Consider the following 19,825-nt stretch of genomic DNA (forward strand, 5'->3'; position numbering starts at 1 on the left):
GAACGAGAACGTAGGCTGCCCCTATGTCGAAGAAGCGATCGGGCGGTGGTCTGACCGGGACCCAGCAGGCCGCCAAGTTCCTCGGTGTCAGTGTGCTCGCGGGAGCCGTGCTGGCGGGCCTCGCCCTGCCGGCCGCCGGCGCGCTGGGGCTGGCCGCCAAGGGCACGGTCGAGGGATTCGACGAGATCCCCGCCAATCTCAAGACCCCGCCGCTGAGCCAGCGCACGACGATCCTGGACACCGACGGGGGCCAGATCGCGACCGTCTACTCGCGTGACCGCACGGTCGTCCCGCTGAAGGCCATTTCGCCGTACATGCAGAAGGCCATCGTCGCCATCGAGGACGCTCGCTTCTACGAGCACGGGGCGATCGACCTCAAGGGCGTGCTGCGCGCCGTCAACCGCAACGCGCAGGAGGGCGGCGTCACCCAGGGCGCGTCGACCCTCACTCAGCAGTACGTCAAGAACGTCTTCGTCGAGGAGGCCGGCGACGACCCGGACAAGGTCGCCCAGGCCACCCAGCAGACCATCGGCCGCAAGGTCCGCGAGCTCAAGTACGCGATCCAGGTCGAGGAGGAGCTCGGGAAGAAGAAGATCCTCGAGAACTACCTCAACATCACCTTCTTCGGCCAGCAGGCCTACGGCGTCGAGGCGGCGTCCAAGCGCTACTTCTCGAAGTCGGCGAAGGACCTGAAACTGGAGGAGGCCGCGCTGCTCGCCGGCATCGTCCAGTCGCCCAGCCGCTACGACCCCGTCAACGACGGTGAGGAGGCGACCAAGCGGCGCAACACCGTGCTCCAGCGGATGGCCGACGTCGGCGACATCTCCCAGTCCGAGGCCGACTCGGCCAAGGAGACGCCGATCACGCTGAAGGTCAGCAAGCCCAAGAACGGCTGCATCACGGCCGTCGACGGCGCGGGTTTCTTCTGCGACTACGTGCGCGAGGTCTTCCTCACGGACCCGGTCTTCGGCAAGACGCGCGAGGAGCGGGCCAAGGTCTGGAACCAGGGCGGCCTGACGATCCGTACGACCCTGGACCCGCAGGCGCAGAAGTCCGCCCAGGAGTCGCTGAAGGACCACGTCTACCAGGACGACAAGGTCGCGGCGGCGGTCACCATGGTCGAGCCGGGGACGGGGCGGATCATCGCGATGGGCCAGTCCAAGCCGTACGGCTTCGGCGAGAACGAGACGCAGATCAACTACTCGGTCAACGCCAAGATGGGCGGCTCCAACTACGGCTTCCCGGTGGGCTCGACCTTCAAGCCGTTCGTGGCCGCGGCCGCGCTGGAGCAGGGCCGGCCGCCGACGCAGTCGTACCCGGCCCCGTACAAGATGCCGTACCCGGACTCGATCGCGAGCTGCTCCGACCGGCCCTGGCGGAACCGCGGCGGCGACACGGTGGAGAACGAGAACGAGAAGGAAGTCGGGCCCTACGCCCTGCGCGAGGCGATGGAGCTCTCCGTCAACACGTACTTCGTGCAGATGATAGGAGACATCGGCCTCTGCCCCGTGGTGGAGATGACCGACCGCCTGGGCGTGGTGCAGGGCAACGGGAAGAAGCTCCCGGCCAGTCCCGCGCCGCTGACCCTCGGCTCGACCGGCATCTCGCCGCTCACGATGGCCAACGCGTACGCGACGTTCGCCAACCGCGGCACGCACTGCACACCGACGGCGATCGAGTCGATCACGACCGCCGACGGCAAGAGCCTCAGGGTGCCGCGGACCGAGTGCGGCAAGGTGATGTCGGAGCGCACCGCGGACACCGTCAACACGCTGCTGCGCGGCGTGGTCGACTCCGGTACCGGCCAGGAGGCCGGTCTGACGGACCGTGACAACGCGGGCAAGACGGGTACGACGGACGAGCGCAGGAACGCCTGGTTCGTGGGCTACACCCCGAACCTGTCCGGAGCGGTCTGGGTCGGCAGCGCCACCCAGAAGGTGAAGATGGTGAACATCCGCATCGGCGGCCGCTACCACGGCAAGGTCTTCGGCGGTCAGGTCCCCGGCCCGATCTGGAAGGACGCGATGGCGGGGGCGCTGAAGGGCAAGGAGGCCCCGGGCTTCAACACCGTCCACGTGCCCGACACGTCGAAGGACGAGGGCGGGGAGGACGAGGGGCGCCGTGACGACGACGGCGGCGACGACAAGCCCGGCAGGAACGGCGGCCGGGACCCGTTCCCCGACATCTCGCTCCCGCCGGACTTCATCGGCGGCAACGTCACCCGCGGCCAGGACAGCGGCGGCGGGAACGGAGGCCGGCAGCGCGGGTGACCCGGCACCGGCCTCGGGCCCGAACGCCGTCCCGGCCCCGGTCCGACGTGAGCCGTCAGGCCCGGACACGTGACTGGGCGGACCGCGCGTCCGGTGGTCCGCGACGGAGCCGGGTGCCGGCCCCGGTCCACTCGGCGCGTACCGCCGGACCGGGTAGGGGCCCTGGCACGGGACGGTGGTGCGGCCCCGCGGGTCACCGTGACGCCACGGGTGTGAAGCAGTACGGCGAAGGGTCCCGGTGCGGATGGCACCGGGACCCTTCGCCGTACGGGCGCGGCGCGGCACGCGTGCCGTGCGCGGGGCCCTCCGCGCGGGGTCAGCCGGCGAGAAGCTTCCTGACCGCCGCGGCCACCCGGCCGCCCTCGGCGCGGCCCGCCACCTTCGGGTTGACGATCTTCATGACCGCACCCATCGCCCGGGGGCCCTCGGCGCCGGCGCCCCTGGCCTCCTCGACGGCCTGCGCCACGATGCCGTTCAGCTCGTCGTCCGTCAGCTGCTTGGGCAGGTAGGCGTCGAGGATCTCGCCCTCCGCCTTCTCACGGTCCGCCTGCTCGGCGCGACCACCCTGGGCGAAGGCCTCGGCGGCCTCGCGGCGCTTCTTCGCCTCCTTGGCGATCACCTTTCGGACCTCGTCGTCAGAGAGTTCACGCGCCTCCTTGCCCGCGACCTCCTCCTTGGTGATCGCGGAGAGGGTCAGCCGGAGCGTCGAGGAGCGCAGTTCGTCGCGCGCCCTGATCGCCTCCGTGAGGTCTTCCTGCAGCTTGGACTTGAGCGTGGTCATGCGTCGATTGTGGCAGGCGCGCGTCCCGACGCGCCCGCGCATTTCCCCGGCGGCGGCCCGGACCACCCCGTGCCGTGCCGCAGGCCGCCGCAGGCCGCGGCCTGCGGCCCCTAGCCCCCTGACGTCGGTCCGGCCGTCACCTCTGTCCGGCCCTCACCACCGCCCGGCCTTCACCTCGGTGTGGCCGCCAGATCGCCCACCCATCGCCTCGGCCCTTCCGCCGGATCGCCCACCCATCGCCTCGGCCCCGGCCACCACCTCGGCCCCCAGTCCGTAAGGCGCCGGACACGTCGTGGCCGTTTCCGGGTGGCGCCCGCGTCGGCCTGCGGCCACCGGCCGTTGACAGCCTGCGCGCATGCCGGTCCTCCGCGTTCCCGTCGACATCCGCCGCTGCCAGTGGCTGGGGCTGACGGGGTCGGCGGCGCTGGCTGCGGGCGGCACGGCTGCAGGTGCCCTGCCCGTGCGCGACGTACCGGCGCCGCACTCCGGAACGGCCGTGGTCGGCCTGGCCGCGGTGTACTTCGGGCTGGTCCTGCTGGTGGCCGCCTGGGCGCTGCTCGGCCGCACGGCAAGCGGGCCCGCGCCGCCGAGCCTTCGCGGCCTGCTGCTCACCCTCGCGCTGTGGGCGGCGCCGCTGCTCCTGGCCCCGCCCCTGTTCAGCCGGGACGTGTACAGCTATCTCGCGCAGGGGGCGATGGTCGACGCCCGGATCGATGTGTACGCCCACGGCCCGTCCCGGCTCGGCGGACCGCTGACGGCCGAAGTGGCGCCGATCTGGAAGCACACCCCCACCCCGTACGGGCCGGTATTCCTCGGCTGTGCCTCCGCGGTAGCCGGGTTCGCCCGCAGTGAGGTCGCCACCGGGGTCCTCGGCATGCGGCTGGTGGCCCTGCTCGGTGTGGCGCTGATGGCGCTGTGCCTCCCGGCTCTCGCCCGCCACTGCGGCGCCGACCCGCGCACCGCCATGTGGCTCGGCGGGCTCAACCCGCTCGTGCTGCTCCACCTCGTCGGCGGTGCCCACAACGACGCGGTCATGCTGGGTCTGCTCGGCGCAGGTCTCGTGGCGGCGCTCGGGCGGTGGCCGGTCGTCGGTGCCGTACTCGTCACCCTCGCCGCGCTGGTGAAGGCCCCGGCCGTGCTCGGCCTGCCGGCCGTCGCCCTGCTCGGGGCCCGACGCCGGTCCGGCAGGAGCCCCCGGCTGCGTGCCGTCCTCGCCACCGGCGGCGCGGCGGCAGCCACTACCGTCGCCGCGACCGCGCTGGCCGGCACCGGCTACGGCTGGGCGGCCGCTCTCGACACCCCGGTGTCACCGGGGAACTGGTCGCTGACCTCGACGCTCGGCCGCCTGACCCGGGCGGCGCTGCGGAGCGCGGGCAGCGGGCTGACCGAATTCGCGGTACCTGCCGGGCACTTGGCCGGCCTCGCCGCCACCGTTCTCGCCGTCCTCGTCTGCTGGAGGCGCCACCATCTGCGCCGGCCGGTGTACGCGGTCGGACTCAGCCTGGGCGCTGTGGCCGTCCTGGGCCCGGCGATCCGTCCGTGGTACGTCTTGTGGGGCGTGTTCCTGATCGCCGCCACGGCGCCCAGGGGTTCGGTTCGCGCGCGGCGCGTGGCTTGCCTGGTGAGCGGACTTCTCGCTCTCATGGTGATGCCGAGCGGGTTCGCGCCCGACCATAATCAGCTGTTGATCGCAGTTGGCGGAAGCACACTGGGGGTACTGGCGCTGTGGTGCGCATACAGGCTGGCGGCACGAGCGGCAGACCGGGCTCCCCGCCCGGAGGCACCCCCTCCGGCGGCTCTCCGTCCGAAGGAACCTCATCCGGCGGCCCCGTACCCGGAGGACCCACCGCCCCCTGCAGCAACCCTTCCCCCGGATCCTCGTCCACGGCGCGACGACCCGGCACGGGACCCGCACCGTCCGCTGGGGAGCACAGCGTGAGGGTCCCCGTGACCACGCGGGGCCGGGTCCTGGTGGCCCTCGGCATGTCGGCGGTGGCGGTCTTCTTCCTCGGGACCGTGCCGTTCCACCGGCACTGGTTCGACCTGCACGTCTACTACGGGGCGGTCGAGCACTGGATCGGCGGTCACCCGATCTACGACTACCTCCGGCCCGGAACCCGCTACGGCTTCACATACCCGCCCTTCGCGGCACTGTGCATGCTGCCGATGACCCTGGTCGGCTGGCACAGCGCCCTGGCGATAAGCCAGCTGATGAACGTGGCGGCAGCCGCCGTCATCCTCTACGTCTGCCTGGACTCGACCATCCGGCGGGAGAGCCGGCACAGATGGTTCGCGTACGCCGTGGCGGCCTGCATGTTCGCCCTGCTGGAGCCCGTGCGGGACACGGTGAGCTTCGGCCAGGTCAATCTCCTCCTGCTGGCGCTGGTCCTCGCCGACTGCTGGCTGCTGACTGCCGGGCGCGAGCGCTTCCCGTCGCTCGGCCGGCTCGCCGGCCTCGGCATCGGCCTCGCCGCCGCGATCAAACTCACCCCGGCGATCTTCATCTGCTACCTGCTGGTGACACGGCGGTGGCGGCCGGCCGGGGTCGCCGTCGGCACCGCGAGCGGCGCGACCCTGCTCGCCGCATGGGCGGCGCCGACGGCATCGCGCACCTTCTGGACCGAGGCGATGTGGAACACCGACCGGGTCGGTTCGCTCTCCTACGTCTCCAACCAGTCCTTGCAGGGCATGCTCGCCCGGCTCACCGAACCGTTCGCCGAGCCCAGCCGCGCGGTGTGGGCCGTGGGCGTACTGCTCCTGATGTGGCTGTGGGCCCGGCGGGTACGGCAGGCCGTCGCCACGGGGGACGAGCTCGCGGGCTTCGCCCTGACGGGTATCGCCGCGTGCCTGGTGAGCCCGGTCACCTGGGTGCACCACCTGGTCTGGCTGATCCCGGCCCTCGCCGTGCTCACCGGCGAGGGGCTGCGGGCCGCGCCGGGCGGGGAGCGGCGCCGCCGACTGCTGACCTGGGCCCTGGCGAGCTACGCGATCCTGTGCAGCAGCATGGTCTGGCTGTGGCGCTGGAACGACGGCGGTGCGCCCGGATTCCTCGGTTCCAACGCCTATGTATGGATAGCGCTGCTGCTGCTCCTGCTGCTGCCGCTCGGACGGCAGGGCGCGGACGGGGACGGGCCGTATGCGGAGAGCGGACCGTCTGCGACGATGGGCGCATGCGCGCACGCTACGGCCTCCCCCTCAAGATCGGTGCCGGTGTCACGGCTGTCGGAGCAGTCGGCATCGCCTACGCGGCCGGGTTCGAAGCCCGCTCCTTCCGGCTCCGGCGGGTGACCGTCCCCGTTCTGCCGAGAGGGATGCGTCCGCTGCGCGTACTGCAGGTCTCCGACATCCACATGGTGCGCGGGCAGCGCAAGAAGCGGGCCTGGCTCCAGTCGCTGGCGGGGCTGCGCCCCGATCTCGTCGTCAACACCGGCGACAACCTGTCGGACACGAACGCCGTGCCCGAGGTACTCGACGCCCTCGGGCCGCTGATGGAGTACCCGGGTGTCTACGTCTTCGGATCGAACGACTACTACGGCCCGAAGCTGCGCAACCCGGCCCGCTATCTGATCGAGAAGTCCCAGGGCCGCCACGGGCTCAACGGCAACGCTCCGGCGGTGGGCGTCGTGCACAACCCGTGGGAGGGCCTCCGGGACGCTTTCGAGGCGGCGGGCTGGGTCGGTCTGAGCAACGCACGCTGCCGGCTGAAGCTCGACGGCGGCCTCGAGCTCGCCTTCACGGGGCTGGACGATCCCCACATCAAGCGGGACCGCTACGAGAAGGTCGCCGGCGGCCCCGACAAGACCGCCGACTTCTCGATGGCCGTCGTCCACGCCCCCTATCTGCGCTCGCTGGACGCCTTCACGACCGAGGGCTACCCCCTGATCCTCGCGGGCCACACCCACGGCGGCCAGCTGCGCATCCCCTTCTACGGGGCCCTGGTCACCAACTGCGACATCGACACCGACCGGGCGAAGGGCCTTTCCACCCACGCGTCCGACGGCCTCGTCTCCTACCTCCACGTCTCCGCGGGCTGCGGCACCAACCGCTACACCCCGGTCCGATTCGCCTGCCCTCCGGAGGCGACTCTGCTGACGCTGGTGGCACGGGACTGAGCTGACCCCCGGCCGTGCCATGACGGCGCGGCCGTCGCGGGACGGCGTATGAGAGCTCGGACGTCGGATGCGCACCGCGCAAGGAGCCGACGGTGCGGGTGGGACGGCTGAGGCTCCCCCGCTCACACAGACCTTCCCCGGTCGGCGTCCGAAGCACGGCGCACGCCGCTCCGCCCCTGGTGAGGGCCCCGTAAAACCGGATTTCGTCTCCGGGCGCCGGTGGGCTAAAGTAAACGACGTCGCCGCGAGAGCGAGTGACATCGGGGTGTAGCGCAGCTTGGCAGCGCGCTTCGTTCGGGACGAAGAGGTCGTGGGTTCAAATCCCGCCACCCCGACAGTGAAACACCAGGTCAGGCCCGGTGCTGAGAGATCAGCGCCGGGTCTGGTTTGTGTTGCGGGCCTGTTCTGGGAGCCATTCGGGAGCCAACTGGGTGTGATCTTCGGGATTCGGCTCCCGGCGGCTCCCCGGGGAGCGGTCTTCTGACTCCTCTTGGTGCGGGCGTACGCATCGCGCCCCGGATGAGTCACTGCACGGCTTGTGCCGAGCAGACCTCAGACGGTACGACGATCGCCATGCACCCTTGGTCTCCGTTGAATGACCGGCAGCTCGCACTGTCAAGCCCTGGGTTTCGTGGAGACCGAGTTAGCTGGTTTTCTGGAGTGACGCAGGAGGTTCGGCCGCGAGGTAGTGGGCGGCCTCGTGTTCGAGACGTTCGGTGTAGCGCAGAGCTCGGTATCGGACTCCGCGGTCCGAGTGGTGTGTGAGGCCGGTGAGGTCGGCGCCGGTGTGCCGGCGGCGCCGGATCGCCATCTCCAGGGCGTCGAGGGAAAGGTCGGTGTAGAGGAAGGTGGCGACCTGCCAGCCGACGACCATGCGGGAGAAGACGTCGATGACGAAGGCGGCGTAGACCCAGCCGGAGAAGGTTCTGATGTAGGTGATGTCCGCGCCCCACAGCTGGTTCGGCGCGCTCGCGGTGAACTGCCGCTCGACCAGGTCGGCGGGCCGGTCGGTCTCGGGTGCGGGGCGGGTGGTGCGTGGGCTCTTGGCCGGATCACCCCGCGCAGACCGGCCGCGCGCACGAGGCGCTCGACCGTGCAGCGGGCCACCTCGAATCCCTCGCGCAGGAGGGCGGCGTGGACCTTGCGGGCCCCGTAGACGCCGTAGTTGGCCCCGTGGATCGGCGGATCTCCTTGGTGATCTCCTCGTCTCGCAGGCTGCGGGCCGACGGCGGGCGGGTGCGGCGGCGTAGTAGGTGCTCGGCGCGATCGGCGCGTCCGTCTCGGCGAGGACGTCGCAGATCGGCTGGACGCCGAACGTCTCCTTGTACTGGTCGATGTAGGCGACCTTCATCGCAGTGGACGGTCCAGCTCCGCAACGAAGAAAGCAGAGGCGGGACTTCAATATCGCGTTCGCCCGCCGCAGTTCCTTCACCTCCCGCTCCAGCTCCGCGATCCGTGCAGTGTCGGTGCTGGTGGTGCCGGGCACGATGCCCTCGTCGGTCTCGGCCCGCTTGACCCAGCCGCGCAGGGCCTCAGGGTGCACGTCGAGCTGGTCGGCGATCCGCTTGACCGCACCGGCCCTGCCAGCGGGGTCCTTGCGGACCTCGATCGCCAGCCGCGTCGCACGCTCGCGCAGTTCGTCGGGGTACTTACCGGGAGCAGCCGTGATCGGCATCCTTCCGGGTCTTCGACGTCTCCATCAAACCCGGGGCGATTCAGTCGCCACTGCCCCGACTTTCGGCATCGTGCTTCTCGTATCCGAGGTGATTGGTGATCTCGCCCTCCAGGGCGGACTCCTGGATCCGTTTGGTCAACTGCTGGAGCAGCCCGCCCTCCCCGGTCAGCTGCAGACCCTCCGACCGGGCCTGGTCCACGAGCATCGCAACCAACTGCCCGTCACTCGCCGCCACGGTCTCCGCCGTCGGCTCGCTGCCCGGTATCTGCTCGATGGTGGTGTCGCTCATCTGGCGTCTCCTTGATCATCGGATCCGCCGATCATTGACCACTCCCAATAGCGGCCACCCCTCGGTTTCGCCGGCTCCCTGCTGCGACGCGGTGCCGCCTGAGCGGTGACCTGCGGCCGACGGGGTGGGGCGCCGCTGCCCTCGTCAGCGGCATATGCTCCATCTGAATGGATTGTCGTAAATTTCGAGATATTATCTTATTTTTCGGGTATCTCCTTGCAGGGGCGCCTCTGGGACTGGCGTGCGTTCAGAGGTCCGTATTCGCACGTACGGGGCTTTCACGCCCCCGCCGGGTTCTTAAAAACAGGCGAGGTGTGACATTCACACAGCAGAAGGGTTCCTTCATGGGTGAGGCCGCCTACAAGGAGAGGTACCACACACTGATCATCGGCAGCGGCCCGGTCGGGTGCACATTCGCCCGCAAGCTGGTACAAGCCGGCAAGAACGTCCTGATGATCGATGCCGGCGCTCAGCTCTCCGGGCGCTATGGCGAGCACCTCAAGAACAGCTACCTCTACCAGAAGAACATCGACCTGTTCGTCAACGTGATCAAGGGGCATCTGCTCCCGGCGTCGGTGGCGACCAACAAAGAGCCGGTGGTGACGCTGGACCCGTCCGCGTTCTCCTACGACCCGGATCTGTACGACGGGTTCTCGATGCGCAACCAGAACCCCGAGCAGAAGAAGCACGACAACCTCGCGGCGACCGCCTCCACCTACGCCGTCGGCGGCATGGCGACGCACTGGACCTGCGCAGTACCCCGCTTCCACGAGTCGGTGGAGCTGCGGCACAACGGCAAGCCGTACCCGCTCCCGGTAAACAGGCTAGAGGAACTGTACGGGGAAGCCGAGGCGCTGTTGGGCATGAAAACCTCGGTGTTCACTAACTCTGCCCGGCACATCCTGGTCCGGGAGGTGCTGAAGTCTGGTGGCCAGGACGTCGGAAACGTCGAGGAGTTGCCGCTCGCGGTCTCCGACCGGGACGACGGGGCGCAGAGCGCCGCAGTCCACTGGAACGCGTCCGACACAGTGCTGGGAGAGCTCGCGGATCCCGACTACAACAACAAGCGGTCGGCGGAGTGGGGGACGTTCACCCTGCTCCCGGAGCATCAGTGCACTCACCTGAAGGTGTCCGGCACGGACCGGAACCGCAGGGTGGACGGCGCGGTTGTCCGCGCCCTGCGCGATGTGCGGCAGGAAATCGAGCTGCACGCTGACAACTATGTCGTCGCCTGTAACGCGGTGCTCACCCCGCAGCTGCTCTACAACTCCGGCATCCGGCCGGCCGCGCTCGGCCGCTACCTCACCGAACAGCCGATGGCGTTCTGTCAGATCGTGCTGGATCAGAAGATCGTCGACGAGGCCGAGACGTACCTGGCGAACTTCCCGGACGTGCGCAACCGGGTGCACGACTACCGGATGGAGCAGCAGAAGAAGGTGGCCAACGGGGACCGGACCGCCGACCCCGTGCCGATTCCGCCGCTGGAACGCGACCCCAACCTCTGGCTCCGGGTGACGGAGGATCGTCCCTGGCACTGCCAGATCCACCGGGACGCGTTCACCTACGGTGAGGTGCCGCCCGACATCGACCCGCGGCTCATCGTCGACCTGCGGTGGTTCGGGATCACTCGGCCCCGCTTCGAGAACAGGGTGGTCTTCTCGGACAAGATCAAGGACACCTTCGGCATGCCGCAGCCGACCTTCCACTTCAAGCTCGACGGCGCCGAGCGCGAGGCCGCGGACAGGATGAACGAGCACATGCTGCGCACCGCAGCGGCTCTGGGCGGCTTCATGCCCGGCTCCGAGCCCGTCTTCCTCACCCCCGGCCTGCCGCAGCACATCGCGGGCACCACACGGATGGGGACCAATGCGGCCGACAGCGTCGTGGACCGGCACTCCCGCGTCTGGGGCTTCACGAACCTACAGCTCGGCGGCAACGGTTTGCACCCCTACGGCAATGCCGCCAACCCCACCCTGACCAGCGTGGCCACTGCCCTGCATGCGGTCGAGTCCACCATCCAGAACAACACCGGAGCGTGAAGGAGAGCCTCGCATGACATCCGCAACTCCGACCACCACGCCGGATATTCGACTCGGTATCACCCCGACGTGCTGGACCAACGACGATTTCCCGTTGATGGGAGACGACATCGCGTTCGAGCAGTCGCTCAGCGAGATCGCTTTCGCCGGCTTCCAGGGATGCAGCATCGGCCACAAGTTCCCGAAGACCGTTCGCGAGCTGGCCGCTGCGCTGGAGCTGCGCGACCTCAGTATCACCGAGCCGTGGACCAGCACCTTTTTCACGGTGCCCGACGGGGAGGACCGGACGTACCGGGAGTTCCAGGAGCGGCTGGATTTCCTCAGCAAGCTCAACGACTTCGCTGACGCCGGGAAGCTCAGAGTCAGATGTGACACCATCGGCGTGGCCGAATTCGGCAACTCCGTCCATCTGCAGACCCTGAGCCTGAAGAGCAACAGGCGTACCTTCTCCAAGGAGCAGTGGGACGCGCTGGGGACCGGGCTCAACGCGCTGGGTGAGCTTGCCGCGGAGCGGGATTTCAAGGTTGCGTACCACCCGCACATGGGCACGGGTGTCCAGACGCAGGAGGAACTGGTCACCCTCATGCAGAACACCGACGAGCGGTATGTTCACCTGCTGCTCGATGTCGGTCACCTCACGTGGGCCGGCGGGAACCCCGTCGAAGTGATCGAGGGAGACCACGGCCACCGGATCAAGCATGTGCATTTGAAGAACATCCGGCGTGACGTGTTCAATCGACCTTCGATGGCCGCTGGGTCATTCAGAGACTATGTCGAGGCGGGAATCTTCACCGTTCCCGGCGACAAAGAGGGCATGGTCGACTTCCCTTCGATCATCAACGCCCTGAAGCGGCGGAATTACCAGGGATGGCTGGTTGTCGAGGCCGAGCAGGAATTCCAGCGGGACGGGCTCCAGCCCCTGCACTACGCCAGGCTGGCCCGCGGTTATCTGGCGGAGCTGGGCGTTGGGGCGGAATACACCGGTCGGCCGTACAGCGAGCTTGTGGGCCTGCAGCCCTGCGAGTGAGAGGAGCGGGAGCCCATGGTCACCCACACCGAGCCGAAGCTCAACCCTGGGTATTCAGCGGAATTGGGTGATCTGACGGTCTGGTAGCAGAAAGGTGCCGCTGACCTGCAAGGATGCGAGTGTTGAGGTCGTATCCGCTGCGAGAGTCAGGGCAGGGCCCCGGCGAGTGCCTGGATCGTCCGGTTTGATCATGTGATGCCGTAGAGGGCTAGGACGCGGGGGCGCTCGGTGTGGGCTCGTCGTCCGGTGGCGATGTTGACGTAGCCGGCGAGCTTGAGCGCGCTGCGGATCAGGTCGCGGAGGGCAGCGAGTACGGCGGGCGCGTTGTGGGTCCTGACCTGGGACTTGTCCTCGTTGAAGGTGACATCTCGACACCAGTGGACGGTATTTTCCACGGTCCAGTGCCCGCGAGCCCAGGACGCGATCTCGGCTGCGTTCGCTTCCTCGGCGGGCAGGTCGGTGATGGCGTAGACGGTCTCGCTGGACCATTTTTTCGCCCCGTAGAGACGGCGACGGCGCTGGATCCGCAGGACCTGGGCCGCGTGCGGGAAGAGCAGGCCCTCGACGGTGACGACCTGCACGAGCCGCTGCTCGTGACGGCCGTGGCCCCGGGCGTCGTCGCGGTGGATCACGGGGATCTCCTTCCAGGGCAGGGCGTGGAGTTGACGGGCCTGGCCGCGCTGGTTGTTCTTGATGGTCAGCAGGTAGTGAGCGCCGCGTTCGCGCAGGTAGATGGCGTGGTCGCGTTGGGCGTGGAGGGCATCGGCGGTAACGACCACCCCCGCGAGATCCGCGTCGTCGATTCTGTCGAGGAGAGGTGCGAACTCGGGGATTTCGTTGGTCTTCGCGCCGATCTCGCGGGAGGCGAGAGTGACACCGTCGCCGTGACGGACGGCGGACAGGACGAAGACCCGGCTGCAGTCCGGGCGCCTCGCGCCGCGCAGGCACTTGCCGTCCACCGCGATCGCCCGCCGCCGGAGCCGTACCGGCTCGGCGCGGGCGGCCGCCCGGTGGGCCCGGCGCTGTTCACGCTCAGCCCCACCGTCGGGCATTACCGGCTCCGGCCGGTGGGGCTGTGCGGACAGCAGAGGCCGAAGGTAGTCGTAGCTGGCCGCGCCGATCTCACCGGGATCGAGCCGCCCCAGGACGCTGCGCAGGGTCTTCTCGCTCGGCACCCGGTAGCGGCCAAGGAGTGGGTGGTAGGGCAAGCCGAAGGCGGCCAGTTCCTCCGACGTCGCACGTCGGCACCACTCCGCCGCCGCGGTGATCGAGTCGTGGCCGGACGGGGTCATCGCGCAGACCACCAGGGCCAGCAGCGAGGAGAGCCGGTACCGCACTCCGCAAGCCCCTCTCGGATCAGTGACCGATTCGAACTCGGCTACCAGGCAGCGGACTTGCTCCTTGGCGGCGCTCTCGCCGAGGGCTTCCAGGCGGGGCGCATGAGGCACGGGGGCAGCGACAGGGAATGATGGAGGAACGAACACGGCACCTTCGTGGATCTTGCAGCGTAGAGAACTACATGATCCACAGGTGCCGTGTTCACCTGCTTCCCGGGGCCACCACCGAGATCAACACCCCAGGCCGGGACGATCCAGGCACTCGCCGGGGCCCTGAGAGTCAGGGCACCAGTCTGGTGAGCGAGCCTACAGGGTGGGACCGGCGGTTTGTCCGTGGTCGCCGACGGCGAGGGGCTGATCGGGCATGCCGGAGCGGTGCTGCTGCGCCGGCTGGCCGACCGTACGGGGTTGACGAGTGCGCTGGCGGCCGTGCTGCCCGCCGGGACGGGGGCCGGCTGGAGGGATCGGGCGGTGGTGGTGGTCGTGCAGCTTGCCGTGGCGATCGTGTTGGGGGCGGCGAACCTGTCGGACGCTGAGCAGTTGCAGGCCCACCGCCAGGGCTTGTTCGGACCGGCGGTGTCCGACTCGACGACCCGGCGGACGCTGGTGGCGATGGACGAGGAGGTCCTGGCGAAGATCGCTTGGGTGCGGGCCCGGGTGCGACGGCACATCTGGAGCCTGCTGCACCTGCGGCCGGGCGGGTTTCCGTGGCTGACGATCGCCGGGAAGCACCTGCACCGCTGGGTGGTGATCGACATGTTCGCCACGATCATCACGGCGGCATCGAAGAAGGAAGGGCGCCGGGGCGACCTGGAAGAAGTCGTTCGGCTTCCATCCGCTGGCTGCGTGGTGTGCGAACACCGGCGAGTGTCTGGCGATGCTGCTGCGTGCGGGCAACGCCGGCTCGAACACGGTGGCCGACCGCATCCGGGTGCTGCGTGAGGCGCTCGCGCAGGTCCCCGGGGCCTCGACGGCGAAGATCCTGGTGCGCGTGGACGGCGCGGGCGCCACCCATGGCCTGCACGAGCACCTGCGGGATCTGAACACCATGCGGCGCACGGTCCGCTTCACCACCGGCTGGACCATCACCGACGAGGACGAGAAGGCCATCGCCCGCCTGCCCGAGAGGGCCTGGGAGACCTCCCTCAAACAGGACGGCAGCCTTCAGGAAGGCTACTTCGTCGCCGAGTTGACCGGGCTGAACCGCCGGGAGGGCTGGATCAAGGGGATGCGGCTGATCGTCCGCCGGGTCAAGCCGTCCGGCCGGCACACGAAGGACCTCACCACTTTCGAGAAGAAGACCGGCTGGAAGTACTCGATCACCGCCACCAACATCTGCTCACCCTGCACGATCACCCCGGCCTGGCCGACACCGAGCCGGACACCATGCGGTTCCGGCTCTACCACCTCCCGGCCCGCCTCTTGAGGCACGCCCGCCGCCGATGGCTACGGATCGAGCACACCTGGCCCTGGGCGAACGCGTTCACCACCGCCTGGCGACGGCTGACCGATCTCCCGGCCGTCACCTGACATCCATCCGCACCCGCCCCAACGAGAACCGGGGAGGAGAGGACCGCACCACCCCGGGAGACGTGGAACCCCGGCGCACCCCGCAGCGTCACGCGACGGCCCACCCTCGAACGGCAGAGGACATTACGGGCGAACCGCCGAGACGAAAAACGACAAGCCCCAGCTGACGGATCGAGGCCAGACACCATGCGCTTCCGCCTCTACCACCTGCCCGCCCGCCCGGCCCGGCATGCCCGCCGCCGGTGGCTCCGGATCGAGACCACCTCGCCTTGGGCCAGCGCGTTCGCCACCGCCTGGAGCCGGATCTCCAGCCTTCCGACCGCCACCTGACGGCCGGCCCCACCCCGACGAAGACCAGAACGGAGGGCACCAGAACCACCCGGGCCTGTGGAACCCGGCGCAGCCGCAGCGACACGCGACGCACCCCTGACCTCCCCCATGAGGACAAACCAGGGTGAACCGATCACCTCACGGAGGCCCCGTCACGGCTGACGAATCGAAGCCAACTCAGGCGTGAAGGTCCGCGACAGCACCCCCATCCGGATCCGCTCCGGTACGTCTCACCAGCTATGTGATCCCTCGGCACAAGATCGAGATCTTAGACGATCTTTGAACTGGCCGAGCGACGTTGCGCAGCAGTCCTGTCCCCCGTCACGTACGAAAGTCGTCGCCCAGTTAGATGACACAGTCATCACCCACCTGATCTACGGTGGCGGTTTGACGCCGGGCCAGACATTCGGCGGCTCGCGGAGTCCGGCGGGTATCCAGTCATTGCGTGCAGCCCCTGACCTGCACCTGTTTTGGCCCGAGGATTGGAAAGTTGCCGCGCGTAATTGTTCGCGCACGCTTAGCTGTGATTGGAGTGTGGCGCTGTGGCGCCGTATGCGCTTGTGCTGGCAGTCACCCGAACGGCTGACCTGGCTTAGTCCTATCTGTAGCGAAACGACCGATGCCCACAATCCGAATACCCGAGTGAAGTGGGAGATGCGGACCAATCCAGCGACCGGAGAGCGAGTCCCTTCGGTTCTCGCATTGGCTGACGCCGCGCTGAATCCGGAAGCAACACGGCCCGACAGGCCGTGCTCTCACACGCAACCACCGCGCACGTACTCCTGGTGCGGCACCACGGAAAGGTCTACCAGATGTCCTACAAGGTGTTCAGTCTTGCCGATCGTCCCGAGCTCTCTCAGGAGCTCAACTTTGTCAGCGATTGGCCAGAGTTTATCCTTCATGATCCAGTGGACGCAGCTCTCTGCGATCGGCTTCCCTGCGTTTTCCCAGACTTCACGATTGTCGCGGTCGACGAGCAGGACGAGGTGGTGGCCCGAGGGTACAGCGTGCCGTTCCAGCTGAAGGTAGCGAATCGGGGCACCTTGCCGGAGCGGGGCTGGGACGAAGTCGTGCTCTGGGCGTTCTCCGACCATAGTCAGGGTCTCGAACCGGACACGGAGTGCGCCGTGGGCATCACGGTTCGCCGTGACCATCAGGGATGTGGTCTGTCCGGGATCATGCTCGACGCAATGCGGAGCAGGGCGCTCGACCGAGGTTTCTCGGAGTTGGTCGCACCAGTTCGGCCCACCAGGAAGCCGCATGAACCGAGGACTCCTATGGCGGACTACATCAACCGCACCCGGAATGATGGGCTGCCTAGTGACCCATGGCTGAGAACCCATATCCGTGCCGGTGGAGTGATCGACTCGATAGCACCTGCCTCTATGGTGGTCACTGGTTCTCTCGCGGAGTGGCGGAAGTGGACGGGGCTCCCGTTCGACTCCGACGGCCTGATAGATGTACCTGGGGGACTTGCGCCCGCTCGTTGCTCCCTGGATTGCGACTACGCAGTCTATGTCGAACCGAATGTATGGATCCGACACCGCTTGAATGATAGCCATGGTCACCCCACTCCTTCACGAGAAGCCGAATACAGATCACATGACACGGCAAACGCTTGATCCGGAAGATCCCAGACGGCCGGAAACGGAGAAATTTTCCGATCGCACTCGAAAATTTCTAGCACGGAATAGGTGGAGAGTAATCTTCACCGTTGCGATTTCAAGCATTCTCGCGACCCTTGCACTGAACCCGCTCGGTGAATTGAAGCACAAGGCCATTGAAGCCGCTCCATGGGTCGGCATAGGAATCCTGGTCGGCGAGATCATGTTTCTTGGCGGCCTTGTCATGATGGCATCCGGAGTCGGGATCAAAGCCGGTAACCCGTTCAGACTCAAGTCGAATTTCGCCAGAATCTGCCAGTTGGCAAACCACAGTCATCTCTTCATGGCAGGGTTCTGGGTCAATTCACTGGGTGCCGTCGGCTCCGCGGTGGCGATCGTTTTCGGCGTCGTCCTCCATCTTCCTTGGGAATCCTACGGAATCCTGACCTTCGCTGCGGTGGACTTGATGCTGACCATTGCCATCCGGAAGGCAATTCTGGACGGTTTGAAGAAGAGCGGCGAGGAATCTGGCGTTACCCTCGATTCTTCGGTGGCGTGACGGCGTCGCCGTGTGCGGCTGGCTGCCCGGTATGTCCCGTGCCGTGTCGGGACTGGCCGTCGCGTGACGCTGCGGGGCGTCGGGTTCCACGGGCCCCGGGGGTGCTGCGGTCCTCTCCTCTCCGGTGTCGTCGGGGTGGTGGCCGGTCGTCAGGTACGGGCCGGGAGTTCGGTGGCTCGCTTCCAGGCGGCGGTGAACGCTGCCGCCCAGGGCCAGGTGCGGTCAAGGTGGAGGGTGCGGCGGCGGGCGTGGGAGGTGAGGCGGGCGGGCAGGTGGTAGAGCTTCCTGCGGATCGTCTCCGGTTCGGCGGCGGCGAGTTCGGGCTCGTCGTGCAGGAGGAGGAGCCGGGTCCAGGCGTCGAGGTCGGCGGCGAGCGTGGCGGCCAGCACCCAGGCGGCGTTGAACTGCCAGGATTTCGAGGGCAGCAGCCCGAGGCCGACCCGCTTGATCGCTTTGACGCGGTCCTCGACCTCGGCGTGATCGCGGTACAGGGCGTCGACGAACCAGACCTGGCCGGAGCCGGGTACCCCGGAAAGTCCCTGGTGGGAGGGGATGTTCGTGGCGACGATCTGGTAGCGCCAGCCGGTGCGTTTCTCGAAGGCGGTCAGCTTCTTCGCATCCCGGCGCGAGGGCTTGACCCGGCGCACGATCAACCGCATCCCCTCGGGCCAGCCGGTCAGGTCACGGACCCCGGTCAGCTCAGCGACCTGGTAGGACAGCCATTCGCCGTCGGGGCCCTTGATCTCGTGCAGTTGGCCGTCTTGCCGCAGCGCCGCCGTCCACACCTTCTCCGGCAGCCGGGCGATGGCCTTCTCGTCGGCGTCGTTGATGGCCCAGCCGGTCACCCAGCGCACCCGGCGCCGGCTGGTGGTCAGGCTCTGGAGGTGGCCGAGGACGTCGTGGCTGAAGGCCGCGCCGTCGATCCGTATCAGCAGCTTCGACCACAGCGGCAGCGGGAGCTGCCGAAACGCCGAGGCCAGGACACTCTTGTGGTCGTCGACATCGTTCGGCGGCGCGTTGCCGGGTCGCAGCAGCATGGCGACACACTCGCGGGTGTTGGCCACCCACGCTCCCAGCGGCATGCGGCCGAAGCTGCCCTTGAAGGTGCCGGCCGCACCCTCCTTCTTGCTGCTACAGGTCACGATGGTGGCGTCGAGGTCGAGGACGTACCAGCCGGTGAGTTCTCTGCCGCACACCGCGATCCAAGGGAAGCCGCCGGGGCGCAGGGCGAGCAGGGTCCACACCATGCGCCGGACCACGGCGCGCACGCGCTCGATCCGCGCCGCCACCGGACCGTCGATCGCCTCCAGAGTGCGGCGCAGGGTGCTGTCCGAGACCGGCCGCGGGAACAGGCTCTTCCAGTGGTGCTGTAGTTGCTCGGCTTCCAGGATGTTCGTCGCGCCGAGCACGATCGCACAGGCCAGCTGGACCAGCGCCATGCCCCGGTCACGCCAGCCAGGCCCAGTGCCCTTCGGCAGCGCCGCGCTGAGCACGGTGGCCAGGCCGACGCGGTCGGCGACCTTCCGCAGCAGCACCACGCCCGCGTGGCCGGTCAGGTTCTTGCCATCGGCCCGCACGGCAAGCCGGTGATCCCATTCGGTAGCCTGCACCTGTTGGGTGTCTCTTCTCTGCGACGGTTTTGATCTAGGAAATCCAGATCATCGCAGGTGGGAGGCACCCTTCTTCTGTCGGGGCATCAAGTCACGGCCGTAGCTGAATACATGAGGTCAAGGGAAGAAGCCCCGACGGATGGAGCACGATGCGGCAAGCCCGTCAAGCCCCGCGTCCTGGTACCCACGCTGAAGGTCACGCATGACGCGTTCGGGGTGATCGCGCGGGCGACCTGTCTGCCGGGCGGCGGCCTGGCGCAATATCAGAAAGCGGCCCCCTACCTGGCTGATGCCTGGCGTATGACCCGCGTGTCAGCACTGCCGGGAGACAAGCCCGGACACGTCATGCTGCGCGGGGTGCGCGTAGACCCGCTGATCACGCCAACGACTCACGTGCCCACCGACGCCGGGAGTGTCTAATATCAACGACACACCCACTACGGCCAACCGCCCTGGGGAGGTGGCCAATCTCCGGGAAGAAGACTTCACCTTGTCCGAAGAGGGCTGGGGAGAAGTGCTGCTGTCCACGAGCACACCCCGCGTCGGCTCCGGGTGGACCGACACAGGCGAGTCGTTCGATACGCGCGGCCTGAAGAAGCGGGCCCGCAAGCGGCTTGGCCCGGGCCGCTGCGGCTGCTGTTCGACCGGGTCGCCGGGGCGAG

At 68.2% G+C, this 19,825-nt stretch carries 15 protein-coding genes, 1 tRNA gene, 3 pseudogenes and 1 other annotated feature; of the genes and pseudogenes, 11 read left to right on the forward strand and 8 right to left on the reverse strand.

Annotated elements, in window-relative coordinates; translation table 11 throughout:
* Window positions 1-23: 23 nt before the first annotated feature.
* Window positions 24-2,270, forward strand: a complete 2,247-nt coding sequence (locus tag FEF34_RS16945; RefSeq protein ID WP_138053941.1) for a transglycosylase domain-containing protein — start codon at window positions 24-26, stop codon at window positions 2,268-2,270.
* A 316-nt stretch (window positions 2,271-2,586) separates the two neighbouring features.
* Here the strand turns inward: FEF34_RS16945 and FEF34_RS16950 are convergent, their stop codons facing one another.
* A complete protein-coding gene (locus FEF34_RS16950) occupies window positions 2,587-3,051 on the reverse strand; it encodes a GatB/YqeY domain-containing protein (protein ID WP_138053942.1) in 465 nt (154 codons plus the stop codon).
* 355 nt (window positions 3,052-3,406) lie between these two features.
* Between FEF34_RS16950 and mptB the strand changes: the two genes are divergently transcribed.
* From mptB to FEF34_RS16970, 4 genes are all read left to right on the forward strand, one after another.
* Window positions 3,407-4,990: a polyprenol phosphomannose-dependent alpha 1,6 mannosyltransferase MptB gene (mptB, locus tag FEF34_RS16955; protein ID WP_199800671.1), complete on the forward strand. Its 1,584-nt coding sequence runs from the start codon at window positions 3,407-3,409 to the stop codon at window positions 4,988-4,990.
* Entirely contained in the window at window positions 4,987-6,339 is a 1,353-nt protein-coding gene (locus FEF34_RS16960; protein WP_138053943.1) for a glycosyltransferase 87 family protein, read from the forward strand. The genes mptB and FEF34_RS16960 overlap by 4 nt, the downstream gene beginning before the upstream one ends.
* Entirely contained in the window at window positions 6,222-7,163 is a 942-nt protein-coding gene (locus tag FEF34_RS16965; RefSeq protein ID WP_138053944.1) for a metallophosphoesterase, read from the forward strand. The genes FEF34_RS16960 and FEF34_RS16965 overlap by 118 nt, the downstream gene beginning before the upstream one ends.
* 261 nt (window positions 7,164-7,424) lie before the next feature.
* Window positions 7,425-7,498: transfer RNA gene (locus FEF34_RS16970), tRNA-Pro, on the forward strand.
* A gap of 308 nt (window positions 7,499-7,806) precedes the next feature.
* On the opposite strand, the gene FEF34_RS44235 is transcribed toward FEF34_RS16970, so the two are convergent.
* The 4 genes and pseudogenes from FEF34_RS44235 to FEF34_RS44250 all read right to left on the reverse strand — a co-directional run.
* Window positions 7,807-8,277, reverse strand: a complete 471-nt coding sequence (locus FEF34_RS44235) for a DDE-type integrase/transposase/recombinase (RefSeq protein WP_407698351.1) — start codon at window positions 8,275-8,277, stop codon at window positions 7,807-7,809.
* Window positions 8,265-8,342, reverse strand: a pseudogene (locus FEF34_RS44240) (hypothetical protein); the annotation flags it as partial. The pseudogene FEF34_RS44240 and the gene FEF34_RS44235, both read right to left, overlap by 13 nt.
* A gap of 79 nt (window positions 8,343-8,421) precedes the next feature.
* Window positions 8,422-8,550: a sequence feature (AL1L pseudoknot), on the reverse strand.
* 30 nt (window positions 8,551-8,580) lie between these two features.
* A pseudogene (locus FEF34_RS44245) lies at window positions 8,581-8,838 on the reverse strand (transposase); the annotation flags it as partial.
* Window positions 8,839-8,881: 43 nt separating this feature from the next.
* Window positions 8,882-9,127 (reverse strand): annotated as a pseudogene (locus FEF34_RS44250) (IS256 family transposase); the annotation flags it as partial.
* Window positions 9,128-9,441: 314 nt separating this feature from the next.
* Here FEF34_RS44250 and FEF34_RS16985 point away from each other — a divergent pair.
* A complete protein-coding gene (locus FEF34_RS16985) occupies window positions 9,442-11,166 on the forward strand; it encodes a GMC oxidoreductase (RefSeq protein WP_234042423.1) in 1,725 nt (574 codons plus the stop codon).
* 13 nt (window positions 11,167-11,179) lie between these two features.
* The gene (iolE, locus tag FEF34_RS16990; protein ID WP_138053946.1) at window positions 11,180-12,193 is read left to right on the forward strand and encodes a myo-inosose-2 dehydratase; all 1,014 of its coding nucleotides are present in this window, start codon (window positions 11,180-11,182) and stop codon (window positions 12,191-12,193) included.
* A 188-nt stretch (window positions 12,194-12,381) separates the two neighbouring features.
* On the opposite strand, the gene FEF34_RS16995 is transcribed toward iolE, so the two are convergent.
* Window positions 12,382-13,677: an ISAs1 family transposase gene (locus tag FEF34_RS16995; protein ID WP_138053947.1), complete on the reverse strand. Its 1,296-nt coding sequence runs from the start codon at window positions 13,675-13,677 to the stop codon at window positions 12,382-12,384.
* 180 nt (window positions 13,678-13,857) lie between these two features.
* On the opposite strand from FEF34_RS16995, the gene FEF34_RS43675 reads away from it, so the two are divergent.
* The 3 genes from FEF34_RS43675 (at window position 13,858) to FEF34_RS17005 (ending at window position 15,390) form a co-directional block, all read left to right on the forward strand.
* On the forward strand, window positions 13,858-14,472 hold the full coding sequence (locus tag FEF34_RS43675; RefSeq protein WP_325063633.1) for a hypothetical protein: 615 nt from the start codon (window positions 13,858-13,860) through the stop codon (window positions 14,470-14,472).
* Window positions 14,369-14,956, forward strand: coding sequence for a transposase (locus FEF34_RS43680; RefSeq protein WP_267905288.1), 588 nt, complete (start codon window positions 14,369-14,371; stop codon window positions 14,954-14,956). The genes FEF34_RS43675 and FEF34_RS43680 overlap by 104 nt, the downstream gene beginning before the upstream one ends.
* Window positions 14,957-15,246: 290 nt before the next feature.
* The gene (locus FEF34_RS17005) at window positions 15,247-15,390 is read left to right on the forward strand and encodes a hypothetical protein (protein WP_234042424.1); all 144 of its coding nucleotides are present in this window, start codon (window positions 15,247-15,249) and stop codon (window positions 15,388-15,390) included.
* 755 nt (window positions 15,391-16,145) lie between these two features.
* Here the strand turns inward: FEF34_RS17005 and FEF34_RS43915 are convergent.
* A complete protein-coding gene (locus tag FEF34_RS43915) occupies window positions 16,146-16,544 on the reverse strand; it encodes a hypothetical protein (protein WP_171052980.1) in 399 nt (132 codons plus the stop codon).
* A gap of 406 nt (window positions 16,545-16,950) precedes the next feature.
* On the opposite strand from FEF34_RS43915, the gene FEF34_RS17015 reads away from it, so the two are divergent.
* Window positions 16,951-17,553, forward strand: coding sequence for a hypothetical protein (locus FEF34_RS17015; RefSeq protein WP_171052981.1), 603 nt, complete (start codon window positions 16,951-16,953; stop codon window positions 17,551-17,553).
* 149 nt (window positions 17,554-17,702) lie between these two features.
* On the opposite strand, the gene FEF34_RS17020 is transcribed toward FEF34_RS17015, so the two are convergent.
* A complete protein-coding gene (locus tag FEF34_RS17020) occupies window positions 17,703-19,163 on the reverse strand; it encodes an IS1380 family transposase (protein ID WP_234042425.1) in 1,461 nt (486 codons plus the stop codon).
* Window positions 19,164-19,825 lie beyond the last annotated feature (662 nt).

This window comes from Streptomyces marianii (genome assembly GCF_005795905.1).
GTDB lineage: Bacteria > Actinomycetota > Actinomycetes > Streptomycetales > Streptomycetaceae > Streptomyces > Streptomyces marianii.